At 69.0% G+C, this 15397-nt stretch carries 10 protein-coding genes; 9 read left to right on the top strand and 1 reads right to left on the bottom strand.

Annotated features, from left to right (window positions below; genetic code table 11):
* From ACZ5FU_RS34225 to ACZ5FU_RS34200, 6 genes are all read left to right on the top strand, one after another.
* Positions 1-2820: SDR family NAD(P)-dependent oxidoreductase (locus ACZ5FU_RS34225; RefSeq protein ID WP_469047844.1), on the top strand; the 2820-nt coding region annotated here is incomplete at its 5' end.
* Positions 2821-2824: 4 nt separating this feature from the next.
* A complete protein-coding gene (locus tag ACZ5FU_RS34220; RefSeq protein ID WP_451530466.1) occupies positions 2825-3607 on the top strand; it encodes an arylamine N-acetyltransferase family protein in 783 nt (260 codons plus the stop codon).
* Positions 3608-3619: 12 nt separating this feature from the next.
* A complete protein-coding gene (gene mhpA / locus ACZ5FU_RS34215; protein WP_468839250.1) occupies positions 3620-5266 on the top strand; it encodes a bifunctional 3-(3-hydroxy-phenyl)propionate/3-hydroxycinnamic acid hydroxylase MhpA in 1647 nt (548 codons plus the stop codon).
* A gap of 64 nt (positions 5267-5330) precedes the next feature.
* Entirely contained in the window at positions 5331-6281 is a 951-nt protein-coding gene (locus tag ACZ5FU_RS34210) for a class I SAM-dependent methyltransferase (RefSeq protein WP_451780098.1), read from the top strand.
* A gap of 192 nt (positions 6282-6473) precedes the next feature.
* A complete protein-coding gene (locus ACZ5FU_RS34205; RefSeq protein ID WP_468645913.1) occupies positions 6474-7067 on the top strand; it encodes a malonic semialdehyde reductase in 594 nt (197 codons plus the stop codon).
* 273 nt (positions 7068-7340) lie between these two features.
* On the top strand, positions 7341-8105 hold the full coding sequence (locus ACZ5FU_RS34200) for a thioesterase II family protein (protein WP_451530462.1): 765 nt from the start codon (positions 7341-7343) through the stop codon (positions 8103-8105).
* A 255-nt stretch (positions 8106-8360) separates the two neighbouring features.
* On the opposite strand, the gene ACZ5FU_RS34195 is transcribed toward ACZ5FU_RS34200, so the two are convergent.
* Positions 8361-9830 carry a non-reducing end alpha-L-arabinofuranosidase family hydrolase gene (locus ACZ5FU_RS34195; protein WP_451530461.1) on the bottom strand — a complete coding sequence of 490 codons (1470 nt, stop codon included), beginning with the start codon at positions 9828-9830 and terminating at the stop codon, positions 8361-8363.
* Between the two features lie 768 nt (positions 9831-10598).
* On the opposite strand from ACZ5FU_RS34195, the gene ACZ5FU_RS34190 reads away from it, so the two are divergent.
* From ACZ5FU_RS34190 to ACZ5FU_RS34180, 3 genes are all read left to right on the top strand, one after another.
* On the top strand, positions 10599-12032 hold the full coding sequence (locus tag ACZ5FU_RS34190; RefSeq protein WP_451530460.1) for an endo-1,4-beta-xylanase: 1434 nt from the start codon (positions 10599-10601) through the stop codon (positions 12030-12032).
* 739 nt (positions 12033-12771) lie between these two features.
* Positions 12772-14076: a family 16 glycosylhydrolase gene (locus tag ACZ5FU_RS34185; RefSeq protein WP_468839254.1), complete on the top strand. Its 1305-nt coding sequence runs from the start codon at positions 12772-12774 to the stop codon at positions 14074-14076.
* 91 nt (positions 14077-14167) lie between these two features.
* Positions 14168-15367 (top strand): beta-1,3-glucanase family protein, encoded by a 1200-nt coding sequence (locus ACZ5FU_RS34180; RefSeq protein WP_469047843.1) that lies wholly within the window; start codon positions 14168-14170, stop codon positions 15365-15367.
* Positions 15368-15397: the final 30 nt, after the last annotated feature.

The following is a 15397-nucleotide window of genomic DNA, read 5'->3' as shown; positions in this document are numbered from 1 at the left end:
TTGGAGGATGCGGCGGCTTTGGTGGTGGCGCGGGGTCGGTTGATGCAGGCGTTGCCGTCGGGTGGGGTGATGTTCGCGGTCGAGGCCGCGGAGGACGAGGTCGCACCCTGGCTGGTGGAGGGGGTGAGTGTCGCGGCGGTCAACGGCCCCACCTCTGTCGTGCTCTCCGGTGTGGAGGAGGCGGTTACGGGGGTGGTGGCCCGGTTCCCTGATCGTCGGGTGAAGCGGCTGCGGGTCTCGCACGCGTTCCATTCGTCGTTGATGGATCCGATGCTGGAGGAGTTCCGCCGGGTCGCGGCCGCACTGACGTATCACGAGCCGCGCGTGCCGGTGGTGTCGAACCTGACCGGTCGACTGGCGGAGGCGGGCCGGCTGTGTTCGCCGGAGTACTGGGTGGAACACGTGCGCGGCACGGTCCGCTTCCACGACGGCATCCAGAGCCTGCGGGAGCAGAAGGTGGCCACGTTCTTGGAGCTGGGCCCGGAGGGTGTGTTGTCGGGGATGATCGCGCAGGACTGCGTGCCGTCCCTGCGGCGGGACGTGCCCGAGGACCGGGCCCTGATGCAGGCGCTTGGCCGGCTGCACGCCCGGGGTGTCGAGGTCGACTGGGAGAAGGTCTTCGCCGGGACCGGCGCCCACCGGGTGGACCTGCCCACCTACGCCTTCCAACACCAGCGCTACTGGATCGAGGGCGACGGGCCGGCTGTTCCCGAGACGACGACGGACCCCGTCGATGCGGCTTTCTGGGACATCGTGGACAGCGGCGATACGGAGTCGCTGGCCGAGTCCCTGCACCTCGACGCTTCCGTCCTGGACGGCGTGCTGCCCGCACTGTCGTCGTGGCGTCGCCACCGTAGGGACGAGGCCGTGATGGACAGCTGGCGTTACCGGATCGACTGGCGGCCGATGACCGACGTACCGGTACCGGCCGGGGGCGCCGCCGACGGCACCTGGCTGATGCTGGTCCCCGCAGGGCAGGCCGATGCCCTGGCGGAGGCCGTGCGGGGGGCGCTGACCGCCCACGGCGGTCACGTCGTACGGGTGGACGTGGACGGTGAGGGTCGGGAGGACCTGGCAGAGCTCCTCCGTACGAGTGGGGACGCGGAGAGGACCACACCGGTCGGGGTGGTGTCCCTGCTGTCCCTCGACGAACGGCCTGATGCCGACCACCCCACTCTGTCACGGGGGACGGCCGCCACCGTCTGCCTGGTCCAGTCGCTGGAGGACCTGGACGTCACCGCCCCGCTGTGGTGCCTGACCTCCGGGGCCGTCGCGGTCCGGACGGACGGGGAGGTGGGCAGCGCGACGCAGTCCATGGTCTGGGGGCTCGGCACCGTACTGGCCCTCGACCATCCTCGGTCCTGGGGCGGACTCGCCGATGTGGCCGCCGATCCGGACGAGACGGCTCTCCGCCGGCTGATCGCCGTGCTCTGCGGAGAGCACGGCGAGGACCAGGTGGCGATTCGGGACACGGGCGCGTACGCGCGTCGGATGATCCGTGCCGAGTCCGCCGCCGTCGGTGACACGGTGTCCGGGGAGCCCTGGACACCACGGGGTACGGTCCTGGTCACCGGGGGTACCGGTGGCATCGGCGCACATGTGGCGCGCTGGGCCGCCCGCCGGGGTGCCGAGCACCTGCTGCTGCTCAGCCGCCGCGGCCGGGCCGCCGAGGGCGCGGACGCACTGGAGGCGGAGCTGACCGCGCTCGGTGCCCGCGTCACCATCGCGGCCTGTGACGTCACCGACCGTTCCGCGCTCGACGAGGTCGTCCGGACGGTCCCGTCCGACCTGCCGGTCTCAGCCGTCTTCCACACGGCGGGCGCCGCCCAGGAACCCGGGCGGCTGTCCGACAGCAGCGTCGCGGAGTTCGCCGAGGTGGGCCGGGCGAAAGTTGCCGGTGCCGTAAATCTGGACGCCCTGCTCGCCGACCGTCCGCTGGACGCCTTCGTGGTGTTCTCCTCCGGCGCCGCCGTCTGGGGAGGCGCGGGACAGAGCGGTTACGCCGCCGCCAACGCCTTCGTCGAAGGCCTCGCGCATCGCCGGCGCGCCGAGGGCCGGGCGGCGACCGCTGTGGCCTGGGGCGCCTGGGCCGGCGGCGGCATGGTCGACGAGACCGTGGCGGAGGAGTTCGCGGCGGTCGGCGTCGAGCTGATGCGGCCCGAACTCGCGGTCGAGGCGTTGGGCCGGGCGATGGCGCGTGGTGAAGGGCACCTCGTGGTCGCGGGCATCGACTGGTCGCGGTTCGTACCGGCCTACACGGCGGCCCGGGAACGCCCGTTGCTGCGGGAACTGCCCGAGGCCACCGTGCCCGTCGCCACCGGCAGGGGCAGGGGCAGGGGCAGGGACACGGGCAACGACGGGAGGACGGAGGACGACAGCGAGGCGTTGCGAGCCCGGCTGTCGCGTCTGCCCCTGCCGGAGCGGCGGACGACACTCGGTGATCTGGTGCTGGCGGAGGCCCGGCAGGTGCTCGGTCACACCACCGGCTCAACGGCGGTCGAAGAGGGAATCGCCCTCCTCGACATCGGCTTCGACTCACTGACCGGTCTCGAACTGCGCAACCGCCTCAACCGGATGTCGGGACTCGACCTGCCGCAGGGCCTGATCTTCGACTTCCCCACCGTGGACATGATCGCCGAGCTGATGCTGGAGGCGTTCCAGAACGAACCCACCGTCACTCCGCGGGTGGTCGCGGAGGAGATCGACAAGCTGGAATCGGCGCTTACCCCGGCACTGCACGACGACGCGTCGCGCGCGCGGGCCGTCTCGCGGCTGCGTGAGCTGCTGGCCAAGTGGGATCACACGGAGAAGGGAGAGTAACCGGATGTTCGAGGTCGAGACCTACCTGCGTCGTCTGGGTTTCACGGAGGCACCCGCCCCCGACGTCGAGACGCTCCGTCTGCTGCACAAGAGGCATCTCATGTCGCTGCCCTATGACAGCAGCCACTTCATCAAGAGTTTCACCGGCTTCCGCAACGTCGTCGACATCGACGTCGACGACACGTTCCGGGCGATCGTGGTCGAGGGCGCGGGCGGTGTGTGCCACGACCTGAGCGGCCTGTTCCGCAGGCTCCTGACCGAACTCGGTTACGACGTCTGCCTCCTCGCCGCGTCCCAACGCTGGCCGAACGGAGAGTTCGGGCCGGATCTCGAGCACACCTTCGCCTCCGTGCGGCTCGCCGGGGAGACCTGGCTGGCCGACGTGGGCTTCGCCGGACCGTCGTACCTGGAGCCGCTGCGGATGACCGACGAGGTGCAGCACCAGTTCGGCTGCGACTACCGGCTCACGGCGGACGGCACCCACCACGTACTGGAACGCAAGGCCGCCACCGGGGACTGGCGGTCGGTGTACCGGTTCGAGCTGACGGCCCGCTCCGTCTCCGACTGGGACGGTCCGCGCGACTCCGCGGCCGAACGCATCGTGAAGGACTCGCTGTTCGCGGGGACGGTGCTGCGGGGCCGCGCCACCGACAACGGACAGCTGGTGCTCACCGGCAGGCGGCTGCTGACGGTGGACGACGGACACGAGACGGTCCGCACCTTGATCGACAAGGCCGAGTTCGAGCGCGTGGTCAAGGACATTCTCGTCGGCACGGGCAACGGCTGAGGCGGGGACCGGATGGAGACGGCGCTACAGACACGGACGGCCGGCACCGGGGCCGAGGCGGACACGGTCACCGACACGGACGTGGCCGTCGTCGGCTACGGCCCGGTGGGGCAGGTCTTGGCCATCCTGCTTGCCCGACACGGCTGGCGGGTCACGGTCGTGGAACGCTGGTCACAGCCGTACCCCATGCCGCGGGCCGTCGGCTTCGACGACGAGGCCGCCCGCATCCTGGCGGCCGCCGGCATCGGGCCGTTCCTCGACGAGTTCGGTGAGAACTCCCGGGACTACGCCTGGCGCAACGCCGCCGGCGACACCCTGCTGCACATGGAGAGCGCCGCGAACGGCCACTGCGGCTGGCCGCAGGCGACAGCCATGTACCAACCCGGACTCGAGGCCACCCTCATCGAGCGGGGCACCGATTTCCCGAACCTCCGGGTCGTCCGAGGCCGAGAAGTCGTCGAGATCGACGACCGAGGTGACCTGGTCGAGGTGATCTCCGAGGACGACGACGAACAGGAACACGCCTTCACCGCGCGATACGTCGTCGGGTGCGACGGGGCCAACAGCTTCGTCCGGGAGGCCATGGAGAGCTCGCTCACCGACCTCGGGTTCTTCTACGACTGGCTGATCTGCGACGTCGTACTGCACGAACCGCGCGAGTTCCGTCCCAACAACCTGCAGATCTGCGACCCGCGGCGGCCCCGGACCGCCGTGTCGGCCGGTCCGGGGCACCGCCGCTTCGAGTTCATGCGGTTACCGGGAGAGAACCTCGGGGAGCTCCGGCGCGACGACACCCTGTGGCGCATGCTGGAGATGTTCTCCGTCCGTCCGGACAACGCGACGCTCGAACGACACGCCGTATACACCTTCCAGGCCCGCTGGGCGGGGGAGTGGCGCAAAGGCCGGCTGATGATCGCGGGGGACGCCGCGCACCTCATGCCGCCCTTCGCCGGGCAGGGCATGTGCTCGGGTTTTCGGGACGTGGCCAACCTGTCGTGGAAACTCGACCTGGTCCTGCGCGGCCTCGCCGACGATTCCGTGCTCGACACCTACACCGCCGAGCGCCGGGCGCACGTCCAGAACGCCGTCACCACGTCCGTCAGACTCGGCAAGGTCATCTGCGTCACCGATGCCGCGGCAGCCGCCGACCGAGACGCGATGATGCTGGCCGCCCGCGCTCGCGAGGGCGCCGCCTCGCTGCCCATGTCGACCGCGATCCCCCTGGACGAAGGCCTGCTCGGGCAGGCCGGCGACGACACCCCGCTGCGGCCCGCCGGCACCCTGTTCCCCCAGGCCACAGTGGCAGGCGCCGAAGGAGAGGGGCTGTTCGACGAGATCGTCGGCCTGGGCTTCGTACTGCTCGCCGCCGGCGATCCCGCGGAGCTGCTCGACGATCGGCGGCGTGCCTTCCTCGACGGTCTCGGCACGCGCTACGCACAGGTCCTCCCCGCGGGCACGCAGTCAGCGACGCCTGCCCCCGGCTCCGTTCTCGACATCGAGGACCGCTACCTGCCGTACCTGGCCCGGCACGACGCGACGGCCGTTCTGGTGCGCCCCGACTTCACCGTCTTCGGCGCGGCCCACGGGATCGAGGAGTTGGGCGCCCTGGTGGACCAACTCGCCCACCGACTCGGAGCGTCGGTACCGGCCGTCGGCTGAGGAGCGCCGGCCCCGGAGCAGTTCCCGCTTTTTTCAACAAGCACCATCGGAGAGGAACGCACACATGGGTGCACGCGAAGACATGTACGGCCTGTTCACGAGCGTCAACGAGATCAATCTGACCGACGACCAAGGTGGTCAGAGCGCCAAGGAGGGCACGCACAAGAAGAACATCTCCACCAGCTACGACCTGCAGGCCCGGATGTCGAAGAAGGGCATCCTGTGGAACTGGGGCTACCACGACGATCAGGTCGCCAAGGAGATCAGTGCCCGCATCCCCGGCTTCCTCGACTACGACACGGACGGCTTCTCCGAGGAGCTCTACTTCGCCGCGCTCCGGGAGGTGCCGCTCGACCTGGACGACTACGCGGACAAGTTCGTCCTCGAGGTCGGCTGCGGTCTGGGCGAAGGCCTGAACTTCCTCTCCCGCGTCGTCGACGCACAGAGCATGGTCGGCCTCGACCTGTCGGACCAGGCGGTCAAGCGCGCGAACGCCTCGCTGTCCCGCAAGGGCCTGCGCTACGTCCAGGGGGACGCGGAGAACCTGCCGTTCGAGGACGGCGAGGTCGACGTACTCGTCAACATCGAGAGCGCGCACAACTACCCGAGTCTGGAGAAGTTCCTGACGGAGGTGGCGCGCGTGCTCAAGCCGGGCGGCTACTTCACCCACGTCGACCTCTACACCACCCGGCGTCACGCCTTCCTGACGGAGCTCCAAGGAAAGGACCTCGGCCTGGAGTGGGTGCTCGACCGTGACATCTCGCCCCAGGTACGGGCCGCGATCCACGGGCGACTGGCCCCCGAGGGCTCCTTCCACAAGGCGCTGCGGGAGCAGCGGGTCGGTGCCGTCCAGCGACACATGGCCAAACGGGTCGGCCCGGAGGCGGTGGGCGGTTCCTTCGCCGGCTACACCGACAGCGGCTCCACCAGGCTGCTGAAGAAGATGGGCGTACTGCCGTCGCAGTTCATGCCGCCGGTGGACAGCTACCGGCATTACGTGGCCAAGAAGATCTGATCTTCGTCACCTGAACCACAGGTCCATTTCTCGCACGTCGACGAATTGGCCGAAAGTGGTCCGAGGGTAATGGATTCGCCACTCCGTGACGGTTCGGTGAAGTAATGTCGAACATGCTTCCACTCCTGCAGAAGAGACTCGTCGGGTTCGTCCGTGGATCGACCTGTCCATTCGTTCAGAAAGAATCCCTCCATGACTCTCGTGCTCGACCCCAAGGCGCAGGACCTGCTCTTCCGTGAGGCCCGCACCGCCAATACGTTCACCGACGAACCGGTGACCGACGAGCAGGTCCAGGCCATCTACGACCTGGTCAAGTACGCTCCCACCTCGCTGAACCAGCAGCCGCTCCGTATCCTCCTGGTCCGCTCGGACGAGGCTCGCGGGCGCCTGGTCCGGCACCTCGCCGAAGGGAACGACAAGAAGGCGGAGGCGGCTCCACTGGTCGCGATTCTCGCCGCGGACAACGAGTTCCACGAAGAGCTTCCGGAGCAGTTTCCGTATTTCCCCCAGGCCAAGGACGTAATGTTCTCCGACCGGGGTGTGCGGGAGCAGTCCGCGAAGTTCAACGCCTCCCTGCAGGTGGGCTATTTCATTCTCGGCATTCGGGCGGCGGGTCTGGCTGCCGGTCCCATGACCGGGTTCGATGCCGATGGCATCAACGGGGAGCTCTTCCCCGACGGTGAGCACTCGGTTCTCGCCGTGGTCAACATGGGCAATCCGGGTGAGAACGCGTGGTTCGACCGTGCTCCCCGCCTGGCCTACGACCAAGTGGTCACAACGGTCTGACACGCCTTTCCCAGCTGTGCCCGTCCGCCCGGCAGCCGCCCGGGCGGACGGGCACAGCCGAAGGCGCCGGTCGTTCTCCGGCTGGATCGATTTGTACTCCCTGATGCTTTTGTTCACCAGCGGAATGCCGGTCGGAGCTGTGCTCGGCACTTTTGCGTGCGGAGAGTGCGCGAAGGGCTCACCCTGTCGAACAGGGAAATTTGACGGTCATTCTCAGAGGAGCGACGTGATGCCTTTCCGGCCGACCGGAGACGAACAGAAGGGACACGCCTGATGACGGCGAGGAACTCGGACGAATGGATCAGGCGTTACCATCCCGCACCGGCCGCACCGACGCGTCTGGTCTGCTTTCCGCACGCCGGTGGCTCCGCGACGTTCTACCACCCCGTCTCACGCGCTCTGTCGCCCGGGATCGACGTCGTGGCAGTGCAGTATCCGGGGCGCCAGGACCGCCATGCGGAACCCCTCATAGGCGATGTCGAGCAGATGGCGGACCTCGTCGCGAGGGAGATCGAGCCCTGGGCCGACCGGCCCTTGACGTTCTTCGGACACAGCATGGGTGCCTCGCTGGCGTACGAGGTGGCTCTGCGACTGGAAGCCGGCGGGACGACACTGCTCGGCCTCTTCGCCTCCGGACGCAGGGCGCCCTCGCGGTGGCGGGACGAGCGTGTGCACCAGGCCGACGACAAGGAGTTCCTCACGGAACTGCGAAACCTCGGAGGTGTGGATCCCGCCGTCCTGGAGAACGAGGAGATCCTGCGGATGGTCCTTCCCGCACTGCGCAGCGACTATCGCGCCGCTGAGACCTACCGTCCGCGGCAAGGACGTCGCGTGAGCTGCCCCGTGGTGGTCATGTTCGGGAAGGACGACCCGAAGGTCACCGAGGACGAGGCTCGCTCGTGGGCGGAGCACACCACGGGGGACACCGAGGTGCGTGCCTTCGACGGCGGTCATTTCTACCTCAACTCCTGCGCGCAGCAGGTCGTCGAGGAGATCCGGAAGTTCGTCGTGGAACGCGGGACAGTGGCGTCCGGATGACTCGTGGCAGCGCGCGGGGGACACCGGGCCGGTGCCGACACGGCCTTCGGTGCGCCCGGACACCTCGACCGTGTGATCCGCCGGGAGCCGCGCAGGAGCCGGCTGCGGGGCGGCGCCCGGACGGGTGAGCGTGGCACGGCTTCGGCTCCGTCACCGTGAGGGAGCCGGCCGTTGCCCCACGACCCGGGCGGGCTCGGCTTTCCGCCGAGCCCGCCGTGCCGGCTCTCCACCGGAGCCGGACCCCGTGTCACGCCGTCAGCGCTGCAGTGTCAGCAGACCCGGACGGTAGGGCAGGAGGCCGTAGTCGCCGCCTGAGCTGGGGCTGCGCCCCTGGTAGAGCAACTGCAGGTTGCAGGGGTCGACGGTCATGGTCTGATCGGGGCCACTGCGGATCAGTTCGCCGTGGCTGATGTCGTTGGTCCAGGTGGCGCCGCTGTTCACCTTGCCGGCGAAGGGATTGTTCTCGGTCGCGGCCTGGGGCGTCCACGAGCCGTTCAGACTGGTGGCCGTGAACGAGCGGAAGTAGCGGTGGCCCTGCGCCCCGATCGCCTCGACGATCATGAGATAGCGGTTCTGGCCCTGCAGCTTGTAGACCTGCGGCGCTTCGAACAGGTTGTTCGTCGTGTCGCTCATGACCACGGTCGAGGTCGTGCCGAAGCTGCCCGGGAAGTTCCCGATCGGCATACCGGCCCGGTAGATCTTGCCGTTGTCACCGGCGAAGAACAGGTACATGTTCGTCCCGTCGCCGATGAGCGTCTGGTCGATGGGTCCTGTTCCGGAGCCGGAGATGCTTCCGGAGAAGAGCACCTGCTGGGACGACCAGCCGTTCGGATTGGTGGGGTCGCTCGACGTCCGGTAGGAGAAGGCGGTCCCGCCCCACTGGTAGGCGAGCACCCAGATGTTCTTCGGCGCGAAGTAGAAGAGCGTGGGTGCGACGGCGGAGGTCGACATCGTGTTCTGGCCGGCCGAGGCCATCTCCGACCAGTTGGTGAACAGGCCGAAGTTCATCGAACCCCAACGCGTCCCCGTGTCGTGCGTCGTCGCGTAGACGAGTTGCCTGCCGTTGTAGGGGGCGACGGTGAAGTCCTTGAGCGAGACCCAGCCCTGCTTGGGCTGCGCCAGCGCGCCCGTCGACGTCCAGCGGTACGTCGACGGAAGCCCGCACGGCCCGGGACTGTCGGTGCCGGCCTTGACGAGCTGCCACTGTTGGTTGGTGCCGCCCCAGTCGTCGTACTGGACGACGTTCGCGTTGTCGGCGGTGGAGGCGCCTTGCACCTCGAGGGCCTTGTTGCTGTGGCGCGAGACGAGCCTCACGTAGCCGTCCGGGCCGTCGACCAGCCGCCACTGCTGGTTGGTGCTGTTCAGGTCGGTCCACTGGACGATCGAGCCGCCGTTCGCGGTGGACCAGTTGTGGACGTCCAGCACCTTGCCCGAGTGGCGGGACTTGATGCGGTAGTAGCCACCCCCGGAATCGACGAACTGCCACTGCTGCTGGTTCTGATCGTTCCTGGTCCACTGGGTGATGCGGGCACCGTCTTCGGTCGCCATGTTGTAGACGTCCAGGGCTTTTCCGCTGTTGCGGTTGATCAGCACGTACGAGGCGTCGGGGTCCACGGTCGCCGCGTCGGCGGGCTGGGCACCGAGGAAGACGGCCACGAGCAGCAAGGGCGAGAGGACCGCGAGCAGGCGTCTCGGACGGACCGGGGACGAGCGGCGAAACCACATCAGAAGGCCTCCTTGGGGCGGGGTGAGGTGGCGCCGATGGACCGCGGAGCGGTCGTACCGGGGGAGGAACAGCGTCGAAACTTTCGGATATCTCTCCGAACCTTTGACGCCACAAGCTAGGAATGCGGAGCCCTTTGGTCAAGGTCCTTCGCTGATCTGTCCACAAACGGTTCCTCCCGGCATCCCGGAAGTCCGCGACAGGACCCGGTGGTTCGGAGATCCGCGCAGGGCAGCGGAGTTGAGCAGGCGAGATCTGGCGTTCACCGCGATTTCGAAAGATTCGAAGATGCTTCAGAAACTTTCTTTGTGATGAGTATTGACGACCCGCCGTCAATTCCTCAATCATCCGTCCCTGGACGATCGACCGCGGTTCGACATGCCGAACCGCGTCGCCCTGGGCAGTTGTGCCGCACGACAGATCCACGCTGTGAAGCACCCGCGCCACCCCGTTTCGTTCCGATGAGGCCGCACCGGCGCCTCCCGGCTGTTCGCGCATGTGGAGAGGTGCGCGACGCCGCGTGGCGGCCCCGGCTGAACCGCGAGGGAGTATCCCGTGCCCGTGCCGAAACACCCCCGCCGTACGTCACCCGACGGCCGGCCGGTCACCTGCCCGTGCCGGTCGAGATCGTCCAGGTCCCACGAACACGGCGCCCGGCGGTTCCACGCCGCCCGGGTTCCGGCCCGCCCCGTCCGTCTGTCGAGCAGGAGTGGATGACGCATTCCCCCGCGCTTCGGTCCTTCCGTGATTTCTACCTTGGAGGCACATTCATGGGCTCGTACGCCCTTCCCGGACCCGCTATCCGCCAAAAGCTCCGCGGCCTGCTGTTGGCACTGGTCGTCGCTGTCCTCGGTGCGGCCGCCGCACTGGTCGCGCCGCCCGCACACGCCGCCGAGAACACGCTCGGCGCCGCGGCGGCGCAGAGCGGCCGCTACTTCGGCACCGCCATCGCCTCGGGCAAACTGGGCGACTCCGCGTACACGTCGATCGCGGCCCGTGAGTTCAACTCGGTGACGGCCGAGAACGAGATGAAGATCGACGCCACCGAACCGCAGCGGGGCCAGTTCAACTTCACCGCCGGTGACCGCGTCTACAACTGGGCGGTGCAGAACGGCAAGCAGGTGCGCGGCCACACCCTTGCCTGGCACTCCCAGCAGCCCGGCTGGATGCAGAGCCTCGGCGGCAGCACCCTGCGCCAGGCGATGATCGACCACATCAACGGCGTGATGGCCCACTACAAGGGCAAGATCGCCCAGTGGGACGTCGTGAACGAGGCCTTCGCCGACGGCAGTTCGGGAGCCCGGCGCGACTCCAACCTGCAGCGCACCGGCAACGACTGGATCGAGGTCGCCTTCCGCACCGCGCGCGCCGCCGACCCGGCCGCCAAGCTCTGCTACAACGACTACAACGTCGAGAACTGGACCTGGGCGAAGACCCAGGCGATGTACGCCATGGTCCGGGACTTCAAGCAGCGCGGCGTGCCGATCGACTGCGTCGGCTTCCAGTCGCACTTCAACAGCGGCAGCCCGTACAACAGCAACTTCCGCACCACCCTGCAGAACTTCGCCGCCCTCGGCGTCGACGTGGCCGTCACCGAACTCGACATCCAGGGCGCCTCGGCCACGACCTACGCCAACGTGACCAACGACTGCCTGGCCGTCCCGCGCTGCCTCGGCATCACGGTCTGGGGCGTGCGCGACACCGACTCCTGGCGGTCGCAGGACACGCCGCTGCTGTTCAACGGCGACGGCAGCAAGAAGGCCGCCTACACCGCCGTCCTCAACGCGCTCAACGGCGGCTCCACCACGCCCACGCCCCCCACGGGTTCCGGACAGATCAAGGGCGTCGGTTCGAGCCGCTGCCTGGACGTGCCCAACTCCAGCACCACCGACGGCACCCAGCTCCAGCTGTGGGACTGCCACAGCGCCACCAACCAGCAGTGGACGTACACCGACGCCGGTGAGCTCAGGGTCTACGGCAACAAGTGCCTGGACGCCGGCGGCACCGGCAACGGCACCAAGGTCCAGATCTACAGCTGCTGGGGCGGCGACAACCAGAAGTGGCGCCTCAACTCCGACGGATCCATCGTCGGCGTCCAGTCCGGCCTCTGCCTCGACGCCGCCGCGAGCGGCACCGCCAACGGCACCCTGATCCAGCTCTACTCCTGCTCCAACGGCAGCAACCAGCGCTGGACCCGCACCTGACGGGACCTTCCCGGACCAAAGGGTGAATCGGCGAAGACCTGCGTCACGGCTTTCCCTGCCGCTCCACGAGGACATCGCCGGTGCTCCCGGGTCGCCGCCGTGAGGGCGGCGACCCTCCGGTTCAGGAGACACTCGACGCCGGGCTCGGCGGCCGACACCACGGGCACGGCGGCGCACCCGTCAGGACGACCGGTCCGTGACGCCGGGGCGCGCATGACGTTCACCCTGCTTCCGAGCCCCGACGGCGTGCCGCACTCGTGCGGCACGCCGCACGTCGTACATCCGGTGCGTGAGCCCGAGCGGGACCGTCGACGCGATCCACGCCCACGGCGATGCGGCACCCGCCGCGCACCGGGGGCCGCCGCCGCGGGCCCTGCCCGGCCCGCCGCCTCCCTGTCGGCCCCGGCCCGCCTCCCTGCCGGCCGAGAACCGTCCCGCTCGGTCGAAGCCGCCTCGGCCGGCCGACGCGCGGTCCCCGTCCGCTCATGTCCGGCTGAAGCGGACGTCCGAATGCGGGCTTCCGCTTAAGTGCGCCTTAAACGGCTCTTAAGTGATCGTGGTCATCCCTCAGGAATCGAAGTAACCGCAGGTCAGAGGGTTTTGGGCAACGGAAGGAGAAGTTGTCGCAGGCAACGGCCGTCCGTAGCATCGGGGTCCATCCGTGGAACCGACGCGGTGTGAGAGCGCTCTCATCAGCTCTCTCCCGGTGGAATCCCTCACAGACAAGGTGTGTTCAGCCATGGCTGCTCATCGCGCACGGCGGTGGTCGCTCGGCGGACTGGTGCTGCTGGTCACGGCCGCTCTCGTCACCGCCGTCCTTCTCACCACGACGGGCCCCGCGACCGACCGCGCCGACGCCGCACCCGCCGCGACGACCTGGTCCGACGAATTCGACGGCGCCGCCGGCAGTGCGCCCGACGCCTCGAAGTGGACGCTGGAGACGGGCGGTTCGGGCAACGGCAACCACGAGCTGCAGTACTACACGCGCGGCACGCAGAACGCCGTGCTCGACGGCGCCGGCCACCTGGTGATCACTGCGCGCGAGAACGGCGACTCCGGCCTGCAGTGCTGGTACGGCACGTGCCGCTACACCTCGGCCCGCCTCAACACCGCCCAGACCTTCACCCGGGCGTACGGGCACTTCGAGGCGCGCATCAAGGTGCCGCGCGGCCAGGGCGTGTGGCCGGCGTTCTGGATGCTCGGCGACGACCTGGGTAGCGCGGGCTGGCCCACCAGCGGCGAGATCGACATCATGGAGAACGTCGGCTCCGAGCCCGGCAGGGTCCACGGGACGGTGCACGGGCCCGGCTACTCCGGCTCGGGCGGCATCGGCGCGGCGTACACCCTGCCGAACGGCCAGGCCTTCGCGGACGACTTCCACGTCTTCGCCGTCGACTGGAGCCCCGACAGGATCACTTGGTCCGTGGACGGACAGGACTACCAGACCCGCACCCCGGCCGACGTCAACGGCAACAAGTGGGTCTACGACCACCCCTTCTTCCTCGTCCTGAACTTCGCGGTCGGCGGCGACTGGCCCGGCAGCCCCGATCCCGCCACCGCCTTCCCGCAGACCATGACGGTCGACCACGTCCGCGTCTCGTCCTCGGACGGCACGGAGTCCGGCGGCTCCGGGACGGGCGGCTCCGGGTCGGGCGGCACGGCGAAGACCGGTGCCGTCAAGGGCATCGGCGGCATGTGCGTGGACGTGGTCGGGGCCGCCGGCGTCGACGAGGCCCCGATCCAGCTCCACGACTGCAACGGCGTCGACGCCCAGAAGTGGACCCTGGGCACGGACGGCACCGTGCGGGCCTTCGGCAAGTGCCTCGACGTGCGCGGCGGCGCGACCGCGGACGGCACCCCCGTGCAGCTGTACCGCTGCAACGGCACCAAGGCCCAGCAGTGGACGTACACCTCGGCCCGCGACCTGACCAACACCGGCGCCGACAAGTGTCTGGACGCCACCGGCAACTCCGCCGCCGACGGCACCCGCCTGCAGATCTGGTCGTGCGGCGGCGGCGCCAACCAGAAGTGGACCGTGGGCTGAACCGGCCCAGACCTGCCCCCCGCACCACTCCGGTCTCTTTCTCCCCCCTCTCGGCCCCCACGAGCCACCGGCACCAAGGAGCACACAGCACATGAGCCCCCGTCACCAGCGCAACTTCACCCGCCGCAAGATGCTCTTCGCCCTGGGCGGCGCGGCCGTGGCCGTGCCGGCCGCCGCCGCCGTCGCCCCGTACGCCCTGGCCGGGCAGACGGACGGCGCCGACACGAAGGCCGTCGGAGCGCTGCCGCTCACCATCGCCAACAACAGCGGCGCCTTCGGCGACACCGACGTGCACGTCTACATCGTCGGCAACCAGGACGGCAAGCAGGTCCGCGTCACCGAGGACGGGACCCTGGCGCCGATAGCCCTCTCCGACAACGGCGCGGACGGCTTCACCGACTACGCGCTCACCCTGTCCGGCAGCGGCGACACCACCTTCCTCCTGCCGTACATGTCCGGCCGCATCTACGTGTCGCTCGGCCAGAAGCTGAGGTTCAAGGCCGTGGCGGACGGCAACGGCGACGCGGCACTGCAGTACCCGGCCGGCTGGGTCACGTCCGACCCCAACTACACGGTGCTGCACGACTGCGCCGAGTTCACCCACAACGCCTCCGGCATGTTCTGCAACACCACGATGGTCGACATGTTCAGCGTGCCGATGGCCATCGAGCTCGACGGCGCCAAGAAGCAGACCACGGGCACCCTGCGCGAGGGCGGCCGGGCCGCCGCCTTCGCCGCGGTGAGGAAGGTCGAGGCGTTCGCACCGCTCGTCGTGGACGACGTCCGCATCATCGCCCCCGGGCACGGTCTGGACGCGGGCCTGTTCGCCAAGGACTACTTCGCCCCGTACATCGACGCGGTGTGGAGCACCTACACCGGCAGGGACCTCACCGTGAAGACCGATGCCGGCACCTTCACCGGCCGGGTGCGCGGCGAGCGGTTCACCTTCACCGGTCCCGCGTCGGTCTCCTTCAGCAAGCCCTCCACCCGTGACGTGCTGTTCTGCGACGGCAACCTCGCGGCGCCCAACGACGGCACCACCGGTCCCGTGGCGGCCGTCCTGGGCGCCGGCTTCAACCGCTCCACGCTGCTCGACAACCCCACGCAGCCGGACACCGACCCGGCCCGCTTCTACCTGGGCGAGCTGACCAACCACTACTCCAGGGCCGTCCACGCGGCGACCCGGGACGGCAAGGCGTACGGCTTCGCCTTCGACGACGTGGCGGACTTCGCCTCGTACATCCAGGACAACGCGCCCACGGGCATCCGGCTGACGCTGACCCCGTTCTGACCGGCCGAAGGGCGTCTCGAAAGCGGCGGC

The sequence above is a fragment of the Streptomyces sp. NPDC031554 genome (assembly GCF_055580685.1).
The sequence above is the reverse complement of the archived record's forward strand: the minus strand, read 5'-3'. Positions and strand labels throughout refer to the sequence as shown.

Bases quoted from the DNA above. Each gene is read 5' to 3' on its own strand.
- ACZ5FU_RS34210 (WP_451780098.1), top strand. From the start codon at position 5,331: ATGGGTGCACGCGAAGACATGTACGGCCTGTTCACGAGCGTCAACGAG.
- ACZ5FU_RS34195 (WP_451530461.1), bottom strand. From the start codon at position 9,830: ATGTGGTTTCGCCGCTCGTCCCCGGTCCGTCCGAGACGCCTGCTCGCG.
- ACZ5FU_RS34220 (WP_451530466.1), top strand. From the start codon at position 2,825: ATGTTCGAGGTCGAGACCTACCTGCGTCGTCTGGGTTTCACGGAGGCA.
- ACZ5FU_RS34185 (WP_468839254.1), top strand. From the start codon at position 12,772: ATGGCTGCTCATCGCGCACGGCGGTGGTCGCTCGGCGGACTGGTGCTG.
- ACZ5FU_RS34200 (WP_451530462.1), top strand. From the start codon at position 7,341: ATGACGGCGAGGAACTCGGACGAATGGATCAGGCGTTACCATCCCGCA.
- ACZ5FU_RS34190 (WP_451530460.1), top strand. From the start codon at position 10,599: ATGGGCTCGTACGCCCTTCCCGGACCCGCTATCCGCCAAAAGCTCCGC.
- mhpA (WP_468839250.1), top strand. From the start codon at position 3,620: ATGGAGACGGCGCTACAGACACGGACGGCCGGCACCGGGGCCGAGGCG.
- ACZ5FU_RS34180 (WP_469047843.1), top strand. From the start codon at position 14,168: ATGAGCCCCCGTCACCAGCGCAACTTCACCCGCCGCAAGATGCTCTTC.
- ACZ5FU_RS34205 (WP_468645913.1), top strand. From the start codon at position 6,474: ATGACTCTCGTGCTCGACCCCAAGGCGCAGGACCTGCTCTTCCGTGAG.